Raw genomic sequence first — 14,567 nt, 5'->3', positions numbered from 1 at the left:
TTAACAGTGAACGGTTATCGGTGAACAGTAGATTTTGCTGAAATAGAATGTGTTTTCTTTAAAACAACGAACAACAACCCGATCGCGCGGATTTGCAATCCGTGCGCTAAATTGTTTTGACTCAAAGTTTTAGTTAAATTGAAAGAAGTTAGACCTAATCGTGCGGACTTGTAGCTCGTTTGTATAAAAAAAGTCACGGATTGCACTCGAGGCTTTAGCCGAATTGAACGAAGTTAAATCCGCGACATCGGTGAGTGTGGGTACTGAACAGTTAACGGTTAACAAAAAAAGGAGAATGCTGCTGCATTCTCCTTTTTTTTAAAACTTATAACCTACTGAAATTTGGAAGACACCATTTTTACTAGATTCGCCTTCTTTGAAGACCTTGCTTAAACCTAGGTTGTAACGGACATCTGCAAATACTCCCATTGGTAATTCGTAACCCGCACCGAAGTTTAAACCAAAATCAACAGAATTAACATCGTCTTTGACATCATTTTTTACTTTTACTCCCATTGCTTTGAACTCTGAATCAGCTTTTACGTTAAAACCAATTTGTGGACCTGCTTGAACGCTTAATCCATCCATTACATAGTATTTGGCCATGATAGGAATGTTTAAATAATCCAATTTTAGCTTAAAACTCTCATCTCCTTTTACTCCTTGAGAAGAGTATAGAATCTCAGGTTGAACAGAGAATTTTTCGTTGATGAAGATTTCGGCTAATGCCCCTACGTGGAAACCAGTTTTACTAGAAGTATTGTCAAGGTTTGAAACATTTGAAATGTTTAAACCTGCTTTTGCTCCTAATTTAATGTCTGGTGTTTGTGCTAATGCAGCAGCGCTGAATGCGAATACAGCTACTAAACTCATTGTAATTTTTTTCATGAACATTTATGTATTTGATGTTTAATTAATATTAAAAGTAGCTCTTTTTTTTGATAAAAGAGAATATAATAGAAGTATTTTTTAAGTATTTTTTAAGTATTTGATAAAGAGAATGTAGGGTTGTTAAGGTTAAATACAAGCCAACTATATTGTATATCCATTAGGTCATGCTAACTTTTAATTCGACCTTTGTTGGATTAAGTTTAAGGAAGGATGCAAAAACAAATCATTACAGATAAAGTATGTCCCTTAGAATACGCGGTTAAGGCGATTAGTGGAAAATGGAAAATCCCCATTATTTGGAGAATTAATGAGGGGGAACGCAGACCTAGTGAGTTTTTACGTGGAATTGCAACTGTAGATCGACGTGTACTCAATCAACAGCTCAAAGAGTTGGAAGATGCTGGGGTTTTGACCAAACAGCGTTTTGATGAGGTGCCACCACGTGTTGAATACAGCCTTACGCCCTTGGGTGTAAAACTCGTAGCGGTGTTAAAAGAACTCAACGCTTGGGGATCTCTTCTTTTAGAAGAGCAACAGCAAGCAAAATTCAATGCGGAAGGTCAACCCCGTGAGAATCACGCAGATCGGTAAGAAAAATTCAGTAGCTCAGCTACTAACTGCTTGAAATAGTGAAGGAAAGAAAGAAAATACAGTCAAAAATTCACTTTTTTTTAGTGAATCTCCAAAATAATCAAATGAGGAAAAAATAGTTTTCTCTTGTTTTTTTTGTATTATGTGTAATTTTTAAGCGGCTGTTTTTCATTTATTTTAGTTGGTTTTTTTTGACTATTAAAATAAAATTAAAAAGATAAATCACTTGTTTTTTTTCTTGTTTATTAGCTAGATTGTTATTTCCTTTGTTGGGGAATTAAATAATTGAGTGAAGGTGCTTTTGCGTGTAAAAATCCCTGTTTTAAGTAAGGCGAAAACAGCGATTGATGAAGCAATAGAAAGAAACTTCATAGTTGAATTAAAAGGAGAAAAGACGCTATTTTTTTATTTGTTGTTTCAAAATAGCCCTTTTGAATTTTAGTTAAAGTTAGGTGATAAAAACGGCTCGTTTTTAATACACGACAAAAATTTGTGAAAAAGAAAAAGCAGGACACTAAATGGTGTCCTGCTTTTTCTTTTTATCTTGCTCCTCTACAAAAAAAGAATACAAAACTCATGGATAAGGTACATCAAACAACAATCGACTTACTTCCTCTTAAACAAGCGGATCACTTGCAGCTACTGGAACTAAAAAAGCAGGGAATATTGTATTGTGTTGCTTCAGACGAAAGTGTGGCAGACCGAACAGATTGGGGGCAGAGGATTGGCTATTTCACGCAAGTAAACGACGTAGTGGTGGGGTATTTTATACTTTGTCCGAAAGGGGGCTTTGGGGAGTTGGAAGAACTTTGTTTGTTGCCTGCTTATGCGAATCATGGGATCGTTCAAGGGGTGATTGCTAAGAGTAAAGCGGTTGGACTGGCTCATGACTACAGCTACTTGTTGACGTGGACGACAACGGCGTTTAAGCTGTTTTTTGAGCAACTAGGCGGACAATTATCACAAGTGGTGCCTGCTACAGCGAACGGGCAGGAGAGGCTCGCTTATTACCTCCCAGTGGTTGATGAACCGTGGATTGATTTGCCAACGGCTGGGTTAGTATGCCTCAAAGGGGATCGACTGCTCTTAGCGTACAGCAAGAATAAAAAAGCTTGGTACTTACCGGGTGGAAAAATAGATCAAGGGGAAAATAGCCAAGAAGCGCTAATTCGAGAAATTGAAGAAGAATTATCTCTCGTTTTACAACCAGATCGACTGTCTTTTTTAACGCGTATTGTCGCACCCGCTTATGGGGAAAAGAAAAATAGGATGATGCAACAAGATTGTTATGTCTATGAGTTGATGCAAGACAAAATAGCTATCGCAAATGAAATAGGGGGGGTACAGTATTTTTCCTTGGCTGAGTATACCCAAGGGCAAATTCCCGTTCCGGGGGTATTGAAGGTGTTTGATTTTTTGTCGACCTGGAAGAAATAATTCCACCTTCTTTTGGGGTATAAAATAGTGCCAAGGGATGCGATTGTATGCGCCTTTTACTTTTCTTTGGGCTCTTTTTGCTTTTAACTGGATGTGTTGGGCTCTTTTGCGCGTATGCACGGAAGGGTTTTTCTCTTATTTGGGCTTTTCTTGTTCGGTTTTATCCTGGGTGGTAAACGCTATTTTACTAAGGAAAACAGGTTAAATACACATTATGTGAATATTGTTGTTAAATAAGTTATTATTTGCGATTTTTTTGTACATTTAATCGGCTGTCTTGGTTGTTGCTATCTTGTGGTAGCGGGAGTAAAGATCGATTGTGATAACAATAGGGGGTTTCTTATTGGTGGAACGATAGTTTTTAGGGTGTTGTTTGGTTTAGGTTGAACTGCTTCAACAGCCACAGTGGAAGTTAGATCCTCAAACAAAATTAATACGTACGTTATGTTAGACGCAAATGAAGTGATCCGCAAGTTAAAAGAACTCCTTGGTTTTAAGACCGACTTAGAATTGGCAAATTTGTTAGGGATAAAACCCAACACGCTATCGTCTTGGAAGATTAGAGAAACAGTGCGTTTTGATAAGATTATCGAGGTTTGTAGGGAAAATCACATAGACTTGAATGAGGTGTTTTTAGTTCGACCCAATTTGGTGTATAATGTCGATATGAATAATCGCGTGGTGAAAATGGTTGCTGCCAATCGCCTTATTGAGTATTGTATCCATCCTGAAAAGTGTTTGGCTTCTTCTCCTTCTTGTGTTTTTCCAACGGAGGAAGAGGTAACGGTAGGATTCCAAATTCCTATGGAAAATATGTATCCTACTATAAAGGTAAGTGCTTATGTGCTGTCAATGAAAATTGAGGTAAACGAAATCAAACCTTGGCATCTTTATGTTCTTGTTGTTGAAAACAGAGGGATTTTGTGCTATCGCTTTAAACGCTGGACAACAGACAATAGACTCTTATTTGTAAGTGATAACCCAGCCTTTGATAATCTGACTCTTCAACTTAACGATATTCAAGAAATCTTTATCATTCGCAGCATTTTCTTGCCCAATGTCAAAGGACTTTTGGAGTAAACGGTTAGCTGTCAACAACGAATAAAAAAAAAGCTGGTATAAAACCAGCTTTTCTTATTTATGCATCGAGATTTTTAATCTGTTGTAATTTATCTTGCCAGATTTTCAATTCATCTCTGTGTTTTTCAATGTTTTTGTTTACTTCTTTTACGAGTGGATTGTCTTTTGTTGCGTTAGAGACATAAGCTAAGTTATTTTCTAACTGTAGGATTCCACTTGTGATTTCTTCAATTTTGCGTTGAATAAAGATAGCTTCTTGTTGTAGTCTGCGCTTGTCATTTGATTCTAATAAATCGTCTAAACGATTCGAGAACTTCATCGCTTCAGCATCTCTTTTAGTCAAACTTAATTTATCGAATAATACATCGAGGATCTTATTGAATTTACCTTCTATAAAACGCTTGTTGTGCGGAACATGACCAATGCTTTTCCACGTATTAATCTTTTCTTTGATAGCTTCTAAGTCCGTTTTGTGGTCACCAACTAAAGTAAAGGATTTTAACTCTTCTAAGAACTCTTTTTTCTTGTTGTAGTTTTCATTTCCTTCTTGGTTTTCACTGTTTCTAACGGCGTGTAGGCGATCAAAATAGTGGTTGCACGCATCTTTAAAGTCCTTCCACAACTGGTCTGAATACTTTCGAGGTACATGGCCGATTTTCTTCCAATCTTCTTGAATTTGCTTCATGATTGGCGTTACTTTATCGTAATCTTCACTGTCTTTGTACGCTAAGGCTTTCTCAATTAACGCTAGTTTATCGTTGTAGTTCTTTTGTTGAACTTTTTTCAGGTCTTTGTAGAATCTATTCTTATTGGCATTGAAATTTCTCGTTGCTAATTTGAATAAGTTCCAAACTTCCTCGTTGTTTTCTTGAGGTACTTTCCCAATAGAGAAGAAGTGATTGCGGAGTTCTTCCACTTTTTTAATCTCCTTCTGCCATTGTGTATGCGAGCTGATCTCCTGTCTGGATAGCAAATCAATCTGACTGATAACGTGAACTTTTAAACCTAAGTTTTCTTTTTCACCTTCTCTTAGATTTGCAAAGAGCAGTTCGCGTTTGTCGTGAAGTTGTTTGGTTAAATCACTAAACTTTTCCCAAATCTCCTCTCTTATTTCGCGATCTACTGGTCCGATTTCCTCTCTCCAGATACGGTGTAAGGTCTGTAGCTCTCTAAACGCTTTGATTACATCATCCTCTTGAAGTAGCTCTTCTGCGCGAAGGATTATTTTTTGTTTTTGATCGAGGTTATACTTAAAGTCTAAATCTCTCGACTCTCTATCTAAATGCAGTTGATCGTAAAAACGCTCGATGTGGAAATGATAGTTATTCCAAACGTGATTGTATTTGTCTTTTGGAATAGCCCCTGCATTTTTCCATTCATCCCTTAAATCACCAAGTAATTTAAGTGCATCTGCTTTGTTTTCACTTGTGTCAACAAGATCTTTAATACGGTCGATAATCGCTAATCGCTTGTTTAGATTAGCGGTTAAATTATGCTGTAATTCTTTGTAATACGAATTCTTCTTCGTCTTGAAGTCATGGTAAAGCGAATCAAAGGTAGATTTTACGGGCAGGTTATAGTCGAAATCACTTGACTGAGCATCGGGATTCTCCTCTAAGAAAGCCTCCTTTTTCTCTTCTATAAAGTCGTTGTATTGTCGGTAGAATTCTTTTTTAATGTCTTCTACTAAATCCTTAATATTCGTGATTTTATAGCTTTGAATTAGCTTTTGTAACTCAGAAGTCAGCTGCTCCATATCCAACTTTTCGTAGTCAAGGATCGCGATGTCATTTTGTTCATGTACATCATTGTCTTCGCCTTCTTCAGCATTCGATGCAGTAATAGAATCTAGAGCTTTCTCTCTTTCAGCAAGGTGTGCAGAAGTTGGGGTATTTGATTCCGGATTTTGTCCATCTGCTAGCTCGTGCAGGTTTTCATTCTTTTGTTCTAACATAGGTATAAAAATCTTATAATTAACAACAATAATCCTTGATTAGGATATTTCTAATATTCTCAAATTTAGTAAAAAATATCTAAAGTATGAGGAATTAAGTAGATTAATACGCAATAAAAAATCTAGATTTTAGTGATTTAATCTTGTTGAAACCGTTTAGACCATATTTTATACGCTTTTTCAGCTTGTAAGACCAACATTTCATGTCCGTTTTTTACGGTGGCTTGTTGTTCTTGTGCTAAGCGAAGAAAAGTGGTTAGCTCCGGATTGTAGATCAGGTCGTATACCAAATGTTGGGCAGTAAGGTATTGGTAAGGGATGTTGGGTTTTTCTGCCGTATGGGGAAACGTCCCTAAGGGTGTCGTGTTAATAATGAGGGTAAAGCGCGTGAGAATGTCTTCATTGAGTTCTTCATAGGTAAATTCGCTGTCTTGCTTGGTGCGACTGACAAACTTATAGGTAATGCCCAATTTTTTTAACGCATACTCGATGGCTTTACTCGCCCCGCCAGTTCCCAAAATAAGGGCTTGGGTATGCTGTTTCTTCAACAGGGGTTTTAGGGAATGATAAAATCCATACCAATCCGTATTATACCCTTTGAGCTTGTTCTTTTTCGTAATGCGTATGGTGTTGACAGCACCAATCTGTATGGCTTTTTTGGATAAGCTATCCAAATAGGGGATTACCGCTTGTTTATAGGGAATCGTGACGTTTAATCCTCTTAGATGCTCACAACGCTCTAAAAGGTCTCCAAATTCGCTGATTTTAGCCATGTCGAAGTTGTTGTATGCCGAATCGGTCAGTCCCAATTGTTTAAATTTCTGGGTAAAATAGTTTTGTGAGAACGAATACGTAATGTCTTTTCCAATTAATCCATATTGTTTCTTGATCATAGCTCATGGTATTAAAATGAAACAGCTATTCAGACGAGTGAATAGCTATTTTTTTATTTGCTGTGTTTTTTTATGGCGTTTTGTAGGATGGGATTTTCCCATTGTTCATGAAATAGGGTTTCAATCAGTGTTACTTTTTCATAAGCGGTGGTCAATCCTTTTTCCAACCAGTTTAGCGCCTCTTCGGTATTGTTATTCGCTAGGTGATAAACAGCTAGGCGATAGTATAGCTCTGCTGTATTGGGATGTGTGCTTTCTACTTGATATAATTTGTCAATGGCACTTTCATACTCTTCTAACAAATATAAGATATCCGCCCAATCTATCCAGTAATCTAAGATATACTCTCCTAATTCAGTTGCCTTTCTATAGCCCAATTCTGCTTCTTTAAATTGAAGTAAATTGCGATTTAAAACGGCATATCTCACCCAATAGCGCTCGTTAAGCTCATCAATTTGAATGGCCTTTTGCAGCGTAACTAGGGCTTTGTCAAATTGACTTTCTTTGATGTAAATATCCGTTAAAGCAATCCATCCTTTATCGAGCATAGGATCTTCATGAACGGTTTTCTTGTAGTATTGAATCGCCAGCTGAAAATTAGCAAGCGCTTCATAACAGATACCGATACGCAGTAACACGTAAGAAGAAGGCGCATCAAGTTCTAAAGTAATCATATAATTATCAATAGCTTCTTGATATTGCTCTAGTTTTTCAAGCGATTTCCCCTTTTCTAAATAAGCACCTAAAAATTGTTCGTCAATAAGTGTGGCATAGTTAAAGGCCCACACGGCTTTTTCGTAGTTCTTTAAAGCGTAGTATTGTCGTCCTAGTTGGTGCCAAGCGATTTCGCTGTACGGATTTTTGTCAATGAAAGAGTTGAGGTAGTCGATCGCTTCCTCGGTTTCATTTAAAAAGTCGAAACAATAGACGATGTTATACAAGGTTGACTGATCTTCGTCGTCGTGTTCTAGACACAAGATAAAGTTCTGTTTGGCCTTTTCAATTTCGTCAATGAAAAGGTATTCCATTCCCAAAAGAGAGTAGATATCAGCGAGATCTTCGGTGATGCTTAACGCTTTTTCCAAGGCGTTAATGGCTTCCAAGTGATTCCCTTTTTTCGAGTAAATACTCGCTCTGTGGATGTAAACTTCGTCGTTATGCGGTTCTACATGTTCTATTTCATCAAGCAAGCGGTCTGCTGCTTCTAGTTTGTTTTGAAAGATTAGTATTTCTACTTCAACCAATTTTAATCCGATGGAAGTAGGGTGTTGGTCCAACGCTAATTTAAGCGCCTTTTTGGCCAAATTGATTTTACCTGAATCCAGGTAATGTAGTATGATATTTTCAAACTCTTCCGAATCAAAAAACAAAATCTTATTCGTCTTGAGCATCGACTCAAAACGAGCAAGTGATAAGTTGTTTTCTTCTTCTTCGTTTTTATTGAAATCCATTGCTGTTGTTTACTGCGTTAATTGTAAAGTTATAATCCTAACTCTTTTTGTACTTCGTCTAAAGCTTCTAAAAGAATAGCACACCCCTCTTTTATTTCAGTTTCGCTAATGGTCAACGGGGGAGTAATGCGTATTGCTTTCCCTTCGAATAATAACCAAAACAAAATTAATCCTTTTTCTTGACATTTGACGATTGCGCGGTTTGTTATCTCACTGCTTGGTGTCATAGGGGCAATCATAAGTCCTCTTCCTCGAATCTCCGTGATCAAAGGGTGAACAAGTAAACGTCTAAAAAGCTTTTCTTTTTCTAGCGTTTGCGCCATAAGATCCGTTTCTACTAATTCTTTTAGCGTTGCCAAACTTGCTGCGGCGATCACCGGGTGACCCCCAAAGGTTGTGATGTGTCCAAATTTGGGGTTGTCGTAGAGGAGGTTCATGTGTTCATCGCTAGCGGTAAATGCACCAACGGGCATTCCTCCACCCATTCCTTTACCCATGACAATGACATCGGGAACAACATCGTAATTTTGAAAGCCAAACAGCTTCCCTGTACGTCCGAATCCCGGTTGTATCTCATCGACAATCATCAAGGCACCCACTTCGTCACAGCGCTTTCTAACTTTGGTAAGGAAACCGTCAAAAGGCTCTACAAATCCAGCGCCACCTTGGATCGTTTCTAAAATAATACCCGCCGTCTTGGTCGTTATTTTCTCTAGATCTTCTACGCAGTTGAAGTGAATAAAATCAACGTCGGGAAGTAGGGGGCGAAAAGCGCGTTTTCGCTCTTCAAATCCCATAACGCTCATAGAACCCATCGTATTGCCGTGGTATGCATTAAAACAAGAAATCAATTGACTCCTTCCTGTTACGCGTTTTGCCAATTTTAAGGCGCCTTCTGTTGCTTCCGTACCCGAATTAACCAAGTATGTTCTATTCAGTGGTGCAGGAATGTTCTCTGCTAGTATTTTACAGAATTCTACAGCGGGATCTTGGATGTATTCCCCGTAAACCATTACATGCGAATACTTGTCTAATTGCTCCTTAATCGCGTTGTTTACTTTAGGGTGTTGATGTCCTAAGGTACAGGCAGAAACACCTGCAACGAAATCTAAATATGCTTTTCCGTTTTTGTCGTATATGTAAGACCCTTTTGCGTGGGAAATCTCCATCGCTAACGGATTGGGTGATGTCTGTGCTTGATATTTAAAAAAATCTTCTTTCATTTCTATTTGGAGTTTTTCTTCACAACCAAAGGTTGTTGAGGTTCAGCAACCGGTTGAAGCGTTTCTTTCTGAATTTCCATCGGTTCTTCTGCCTCTTTTTGTTTTTGTAATCGCTCTTCTTTTTGGTCTTCTTCCTCTTGAATTTCTTCCTCACTGAAGATATCTGCGAGTGAATTTATTTTCTCGTCGCCTCGCCAAACGAAATCCTTGAGGAATCGCGCATTCTCTGGCAGCATATGATCGGGGTAGAGCTGACTCTCTGGTGCCACAAATAGGGTTACACTGCTGATTTCATTGTCGCTAAAGCCAACATTGATGTGACTGCAAATGCCTTTGTCTATACCGATGAATTCGTTTTTTTCATTATAGGCGTAGTAGATCATCTCTGCATTTTTGACTAAGTCTAATTCGTTGAGCTTGTTGTCGACAAATTTTCCGTAGAGATTCACGCCTTTTACTTGGTTATACCCCGTGCCTAAGGTGTCTTTCTCTACAATAAAGGCATTGTTTAGCACTTTAAGGGAATCCATTTGTTTGGTTTCTAGATTACTCAACATATGCATGACTTCTCCGGTTACTTGGCTGTCGCCATTCCAAAGAACCGGACGACCAATCATCTGTGTTAATCCGAGTTCTTCACTCCAATGGATTGAATCTGCTTTTCCACTCATGCTATCTCTAAAGATTCGAGCATCGTGATAACCGCGGATTATGCGTTTTTTTTCGGGACCCGTCAATACAATTCGCTTCGCACTGAAATAGACCGAGTCGCCTTCTTCCGTTAACATGCTGACCAATGCCTTTTTGGTAACAAAGGTGGAGTCTTGGAGCTTGTAAAGTTCTGCGTAATGCCCTGTTATTTTGGACTTGTTAATGGTATCCGTTATGCGAACGTGATTGGTTGCTGAGGCAAATTCGATGCTTTTGTTGTAGTAAATAGAATCGCCCTCGATTTTCCGTTGATCGTACCATATATAAGAATTCTTGACCATTTTACCCAAGTCTTGCTTGACGTCGTAATAGCCGTTTTCCGTGTAGATATAATCGTCTTCATTGGTTATGGTCGACGGACCAAAGACATAGGCGTGTTCGGGAACTTCATAAAAATCTAAGTGATTGGATTTTACAATGGTACCTTGGGTGGTGGTAATGGTAACCGCCGTGAAAAATTGAAACTTTTTCTCCGTCAATAAGTATTTCCCAGCCTTGCTTTTTAAGGTGTTTCCCTTGTTGACAATTGTTCCAGGTGTATTGTAGTAAATTAGATTTTCGTTGCGGTTAAAGCGAAGTGTATCGGTTTCTAAGGTAGAATCCGGTGAACGAACAATAACATCCCCCTCCGCATAGGCAAAACCATTGATGGCATTGTACTCCGCATATTTACTGTCTAGAAATAGCGTATCCCCTTGATTCATTCGCACATCGCCCAATAGTTTGATATAGTTTTCCTTTTCAAAATAGTAGGCCGTATTACAGTTGAGTATTATTCCGTTGTGTTCGGCTGTAATATTACCCCTTAATAGGGTAGCGTCGGGCAACTCTGCTTGGTTTCGATCTGATAAATCCGCGTGATGAATAATAATCTTGTTTTTATCTTGACTGAAACTAGAAAAGCTTACTAAAGTAAATAGGATAAAGAAATATAATGTTCTCAAGTCTTTATTTTTGTTCAAATTTAAACAAAATATACGAAGTTCGATTTGAGTTGGGAATAATTTATTTGTGTGTGGGTCGTTGCTTTATAGGAATTGTGTAGGTCTTTTAAAAGCCAAGTAACATTCGTGTAAAAAACAATAGTAAATAGCACAATTTTTGGTATAAAAATTGCTCTATTTAGCGCAGTATACTAATTTGGCTAGCCATCGATCAGGTTACTTTCAATAGAAGGTAAAGTACGGTGTTTTACTAGTGGAGCCGTCTTTTATTTCTAGAGGATTGAAAAGGAAAAAAGGTGTGCTTGCACACAGAAAAGGGAAGTGTTTTTCCCTGTGTATTGCGTTCTTGTATGTTGAACGCGATAGTGAATCAATCAATTTATTTTACAGTTATGTTTCTGTGCATGAAGCGACAGATGCTAAGTAGAAGCAAGGGTATAAGCTAGATAGAAGCAGACTGCAGCTGTATTCCAATCACGGTCTTATACCTAGTCTGACTTTGCTTTCTGACTTTGCTTTCTGGCTTTGCTTTCTGGCTTTGGTGCAAGGAAAACTACGGATCTTCCCCGCGTTCAAGTGTAATGCGGTAGGGGCTGCTATGCTTGGCCTAGTGGTTCTGTCTTCCTTTGGTGAAGAGGAGCGGTGTATGCGTGAAATGCCAAGTGCATAGAGCAGGGGAGGGATCCCAATTTTAAATCAATACTTATTATGAAAACAGAACAAGCAAAAACGAGTTATACCGCTGCTGTCTTTTTTGACGGAACGGGAAATAACAGAATTAATTCAGCCAATGATCCTAATAAATTTGGTCGTGTAACGAATATAGGGCGACTTTTTGAGTGTTGTACCGTCGATGATCGCGTGTACATTGAAGGAGTCGGGACGCGTGATAATATGGATGATTCTTCAATAGCGAAGGGTACAGGAGAAAATCCTCCAGGGTATAGCGGCTACTCTTATATGGATAAACTCGAAAAGGGTACTAACTTTATTAAGGCGTATCAAAAACTACACGAAGCGGACGAGATTGAGCTTCTTGTTTTTGGATTTAGTAGGGGATCTACTTTAGCCCGTGACTTTTCGAAAAAAGCCCTCGCTTATCCTAATGTGAGAATTAAGTTCTTAGGTATTTTTGATACGGTGGTCTCTTTGCTTCTTAGATCGCCAAATATTCATTTTACCTCAAGTGAATTAGAACGCGTAGATTGCTTGCTTCACCTTACGGCAATTAATGAAACAAGAGGTTATTTTCCGCTCACTAGCGTTCAATACCACAACGGGGCTAAAGCCTTAGTGGATATTAAAAACGAGTATTCCGATAAGGTAAAGGAGATTTTTGTGCCTGGAGCTCATTCCGATGTAGGAGGAGGATATGGTGGTGGTATCGAGAATATTTATCTCGGTAAAGCTGTAAAAGAAGTAGCGGACTTACAAGCGGATGTTGCTACAATTAAAAACACCGTATCGGATCAATTTTCGGGTAGTACACATTATTTAATTTGGACTGCTCTCTTAGGGGATAACGTTGTTTTTAAGGAAGATTCTTCTACCTCTGGCAAAGCTCGTTTAGGCTCTTCACGTGAAGATGTTCCACCTGCTATGAGCGCTGTTTATTTTGAGGTGATGGGAGATTATGCCAATACAACGACCAATAGATCTATTTTCGATTTTACAAGCAATATAACAGATGGTGCTTTGACCCAATTGAAAAAGGATATAGCGCAATACATCAAATCCAATGATCCGGAGCGTGGACCTAATTATGATTATGCTGCTTTGGCTAAGTTTACGCATATTTCTTCCAACTATGGAGCTATCGATTCAAGCAATGTCAAGGAATTGACCCTCAATTGTTTTGATCCTGTTTTACTGAAAGCTGAAATTAAACAAGTGAAAGCTCAAAATCCTTCCATAGACAGCCGATGGTTGAGTGAAGCGGCGATCAATGAGGCTTTTGGTTTTGAGGATCTCATTGATGTCAATAAACCGAATAATCCACAGTGGCATCGCGGCGTGATTTACGGGTAAGTAGTAACCGTAACGCTTATAGCTAACAAAAGAATGTAAAAAAAAATCCCACTTCTTATGGAAGTGGGATTTTGTATTATTTTACAATTGTCTGTGTTCTATCAGGACCAACAGAAACAACTTTTACCGGTATTTCAAGGTAGTTTTCAATGAATTGAATATACTCTTTTAATTCGATAGGCAGTTGTTCGTAAGACGTCATACCTGTTAAGTCAGCATTCCATCCTTTGATCTCTTCGTATATAGGTTCTACGTTTTCAGGTTCGATATTGTAAGGAAGGTAGTTGATGACTTCTCCTTTATACGTGTATTTTGTACAAACTTTTAAAGTTTCGAAACCAGATAAAACGTCTGCTTTCATCATGTAAAGTTCAGTAACCCCGTTCACTTCAACAGCGTATTTTAACGCCACTAAGTCCAGCCATCCACATCTTCTTGCACGACCTGTTACAGAACCAAATTCGCGTCCTACAGAAGCCATAGTAGCTCCTACTTCGTCGTGTAATTCCGTAGGGAAAGGCCCGCTTCCAACACGTGTAGTGTAGGCTTTGAAAATACCAAATACTTCTTTTACACGGTTAGGCGCAATACCCAACCCCGTACAAGCACCTGCAGCAGTTGTATTCGAAGAAGTAACGAAAGGGTAGGTACCAAAATCAATATCCAATAAGGACCCTTGAGCACCTTCTGCTAAGATTGTTTTTCCTTCTTTCAATGCGCGATTTAAATACGCTTCACTATCGATGAACGTTAACTGTCTTAATTCTTTTACTGCTTGGAAGAATTCTTCTTCTAATTCAGCTAAGTTATATTGCATATCCACATCGTGGAATTGAATCATTGATTCGTGTTTATCAGCTAATGCGCGGTATCTTTGTTCGAAATCCTCTAACTCAATATCTCCAACACGAAGGCCGTTTCTACCGGTTTTGTCCATGTACGTTGGACCAATTCCCTTTAAAGTAGAACCGATTTTTGCTTTTCCTTTAGCCGCCTCAGAAGCAGCATCAAGTAAACGGTGTGTAGGAAGAATTAAATGCGCTTTTCTCGAGATCAATAAACGATTGACAAAATCAATGTTGAATTGTGCTAAACCTTCAATCTCTTTCATGAATACAACTGGGTCAATTACCACACCGTTTCCGATGATGTTGATTGCCTCTTGATGAAAAATACCAGAAGGAATTGTGCGTAGCACGTGTTTAATCCCGTCAAATTCTAAGGTGTGTCCAGCATTTGGTCCACCTTGAAAGCGTGCAATAATGTCGTATTTTGAAGTAAGGACATCCACGATTTTTCCTTTACCTTCATCACCCCACTGCAAGCCAAGTAGTAAATCTACCGCCATTCTTTTGTGTTGTTAA

The 14,567-nt window shown here is 38.5% G+C and carries 11 protein-coding genes; 4 read left to right on the top strand and 7 right to left on the bottom strand.

The genetic code is table 11. The features are described from left to right. Positions 1-318 precede the first annotated feature (318 nt). Positions 319-888, bottom strand: a complete 570-nt coding sequence (locus ACPDG9_RS13080) for a porin family protein (protein ID WP_430528164.1) — start codon at positions 886-888, stop codon at positions 319-321. A gap of 213 nt (positions 889-1,101) precedes the next feature. Between ACPDG9_RS13080 and ACPDG9_RS13075 the strand changes: the two genes are divergently transcribed. From ACPDG9_RS13075 to ACPDG9_RS13065, 3 genes are all read left to right on the top strand, one after another. Continuing rightward, on the top strand, positions 1,102-1,482 hold the full coding sequence (locus ACPDG9_RS13075; RefSeq protein ID WP_430528163.1) for a winged helix-turn-helix transcriptional regulator: 381 nt from the start codon (positions 1,102-1,104) through the stop codon (positions 1,480-1,482). A gap of 576 nt (positions 1,483-2,058) precedes the next feature. Further along, complete coding sequence (locus tag ACPDG9_RS13070; RefSeq protein WP_430528162.1) at positions 2,059-2,919, top strand: NUDIX hydrolase; 861 nt, start codon at positions 2,059-2,061, stop codon at positions 2,917-2,919. Between the two features lie 444 nt (positions 2,920-3,363). Continuing rightward, positions 3,364-3,999 carry a LexA family transcriptional regulator gene (locus ACPDG9_RS13065; RefSeq protein ID WP_430528161.1) on the top strand — a complete coding sequence of 212 codons (636 nt, stop codon included), beginning with the start codon at positions 3,364-3,366 and terminating at the stop codon, positions 3,997-3,999. A gap of 58 nt (positions 4,000-4,057) precedes the next feature. Here ACPDG9_RS13065 and ACPDG9_RS13060 read toward each other — a convergent pair whose 3' ends face one another. The 5 genes from ACPDG9_RS13060 to ACPDG9_RS13040 form a co-directional block, all read right to left on the bottom strand. Continuing rightward, entirely contained in the window at positions 4,058-5,953 is a 1,896-nt protein-coding gene (locus tag ACPDG9_RS13060) for a DUF349 domain-containing protein (protein WP_430528160.1), read from the bottom strand. A 137-nt stretch (positions 5,954-6,090) separates the two neighbouring features. Further along, a complete protein-coding gene (locus ACPDG9_RS13055; protein WP_430528159.1) occupies positions 6,091-6,846 on the bottom strand; it encodes a shikimate dehydrogenase family protein in 756 nt (251 codons plus the stop codon). A 53-nt stretch (positions 6,847-6,899) separates the two neighbouring features. After that, a complete protein-coding gene (locus tag ACPDG9_RS13050) occupies positions 6,900-8,297 on the bottom strand; it encodes a tetratricopeptide repeat protein (protein WP_430528158.1) in 1,398 nt (465 codons plus the stop codon). A gap of 29 nt (positions 8,298-8,326) precedes the next feature. Beyond that, positions 8,327-9,520, bottom strand: a complete 1,194-nt coding sequence (locus tag ACPDG9_RS13045) for an aspartate aminotransferase family protein (protein WP_430528157.1) — start codon at positions 9,518-9,520, stop codon at positions 8,327-8,329. 2 nt (positions 9,521-9,522) lie between these two features. Next, entirely contained in the window at positions 9,523-11,175 is a 1,653-nt protein-coding gene (locus tag ACPDG9_RS13040; RefSeq protein ID WP_430528156.1) for an OstA-like protein, read from the bottom strand. 708 nt (positions 11,176-11,883) lie between these two features. Here ACPDG9_RS13040 and ACPDG9_RS13035 point away from each other — a divergent pair. Beyond that, a complete protein-coding gene (locus ACPDG9_RS13035) occupies positions 11,884-13,203 on the top strand; it encodes a T6SS phospholipase effector Tle1-like catalytic domain-containing protein (protein ID WP_430528155.1) in 1,320 nt (439 codons plus the stop codon). A 76-nt stretch (positions 13,204-13,279) separates the two neighbouring features. Here ACPDG9_RS13035 and ACPDG9_RS13030 read toward each other — a convergent pair whose 3' ends face one another. After that, positions 13,280-14,551: an adenylosuccinate synthase gene (locus ACPDG9_RS13030; protein ID WP_430528154.1), complete on the bottom strand. Its 1,272-nt coding sequence runs from the start codon at positions 14,549-14,551 to the stop codon at positions 13,280-13,282. Positions 14,552-14,567 lie beyond the last annotated feature (16 nt).

It is taken from the genome of Myroides sp. C6-3, from assembly GCF_050522425.1.
Taxonomy (GTDB): Bacteria; Bacteroidota; Bacteroidia; order Flavobacteriales; family Flavobacteriaceae; genus Flavobacterium.
Note: the sequence above shows the minus strand (reverse complement) of the source record. Positions and strands in the feature narration are given on the sequence as shown.

Bases quoted from the DNA above. Each gene is read 5' to 3' on its own strand.
- ACPDG9_RS13075 (WP_430528163.1), top strand. From the start codon at position 1,102: ATGCAAAAACAAATCATTACAGATAAAGTATGTCCCTTAGAATACGCG.
- ACPDG9_RS13060 (WP_430528160.1), bottom strand. From the start codon at position 5,953: ATGTTAGAACAAAAGAATGAAAACCTGCACGAGCTAGCAGATGGACAA.
- ACPDG9_RS13045 (WP_430528157.1), bottom strand. From the start codon at position 9,520: ATGAAAGAAGATTTTTTTAAATATCAAGCACAGACATCACCCAATCCG.
- ACPDG9_RS13035 (WP_430528155.1), top strand. From the start codon at position 11,884: ATGAAAACAGAACAAGCAAAAACGAGTTATACCGCTGCTGTCTTTTTT.
- ACPDG9_RS13050 (WP_430528158.1), bottom strand. From the start codon at position 8,297: ATGGATTTCAATAAAAACGAAGAAGAAGAAAACAACTTATCACTTGCT.
- ACPDG9_RS13070 (WP_430528162.1), top strand. From the start codon at position 2,059: ATGGATAAGGTACATCAAACAACAATCGACTTACTTCCTCTTAAACAA.
- ACPDG9_RS13055 (WP_430528159.1), bottom strand. From the start codon at position 6,846: ATGATCAAGAAACAATATGGATTAATTGGAAAAGACATTACGTATTCG.
- ACPDG9_RS13030 (WP_430528154.1), bottom strand. From the start codon at position 14,551: ATGGCGGTAGATTTACTACTTGGCTTGCAGTGGGGTGATGAAGGTAAA.
- ACPDG9_RS13065 (WP_430528161.1), top strand. From the start codon at position 3,364: ATGTTAGACGCAAATGAAGTGATCCGCAAGTTAAAAGAACTCCTTGGT.
- ACPDG9_RS13080 (WP_430528164.1), bottom strand. From the start codon at position 888: ATGAAAAAAATTACAATGAGTTTAGTAGCTGTATTCGCATTCAGCGCT.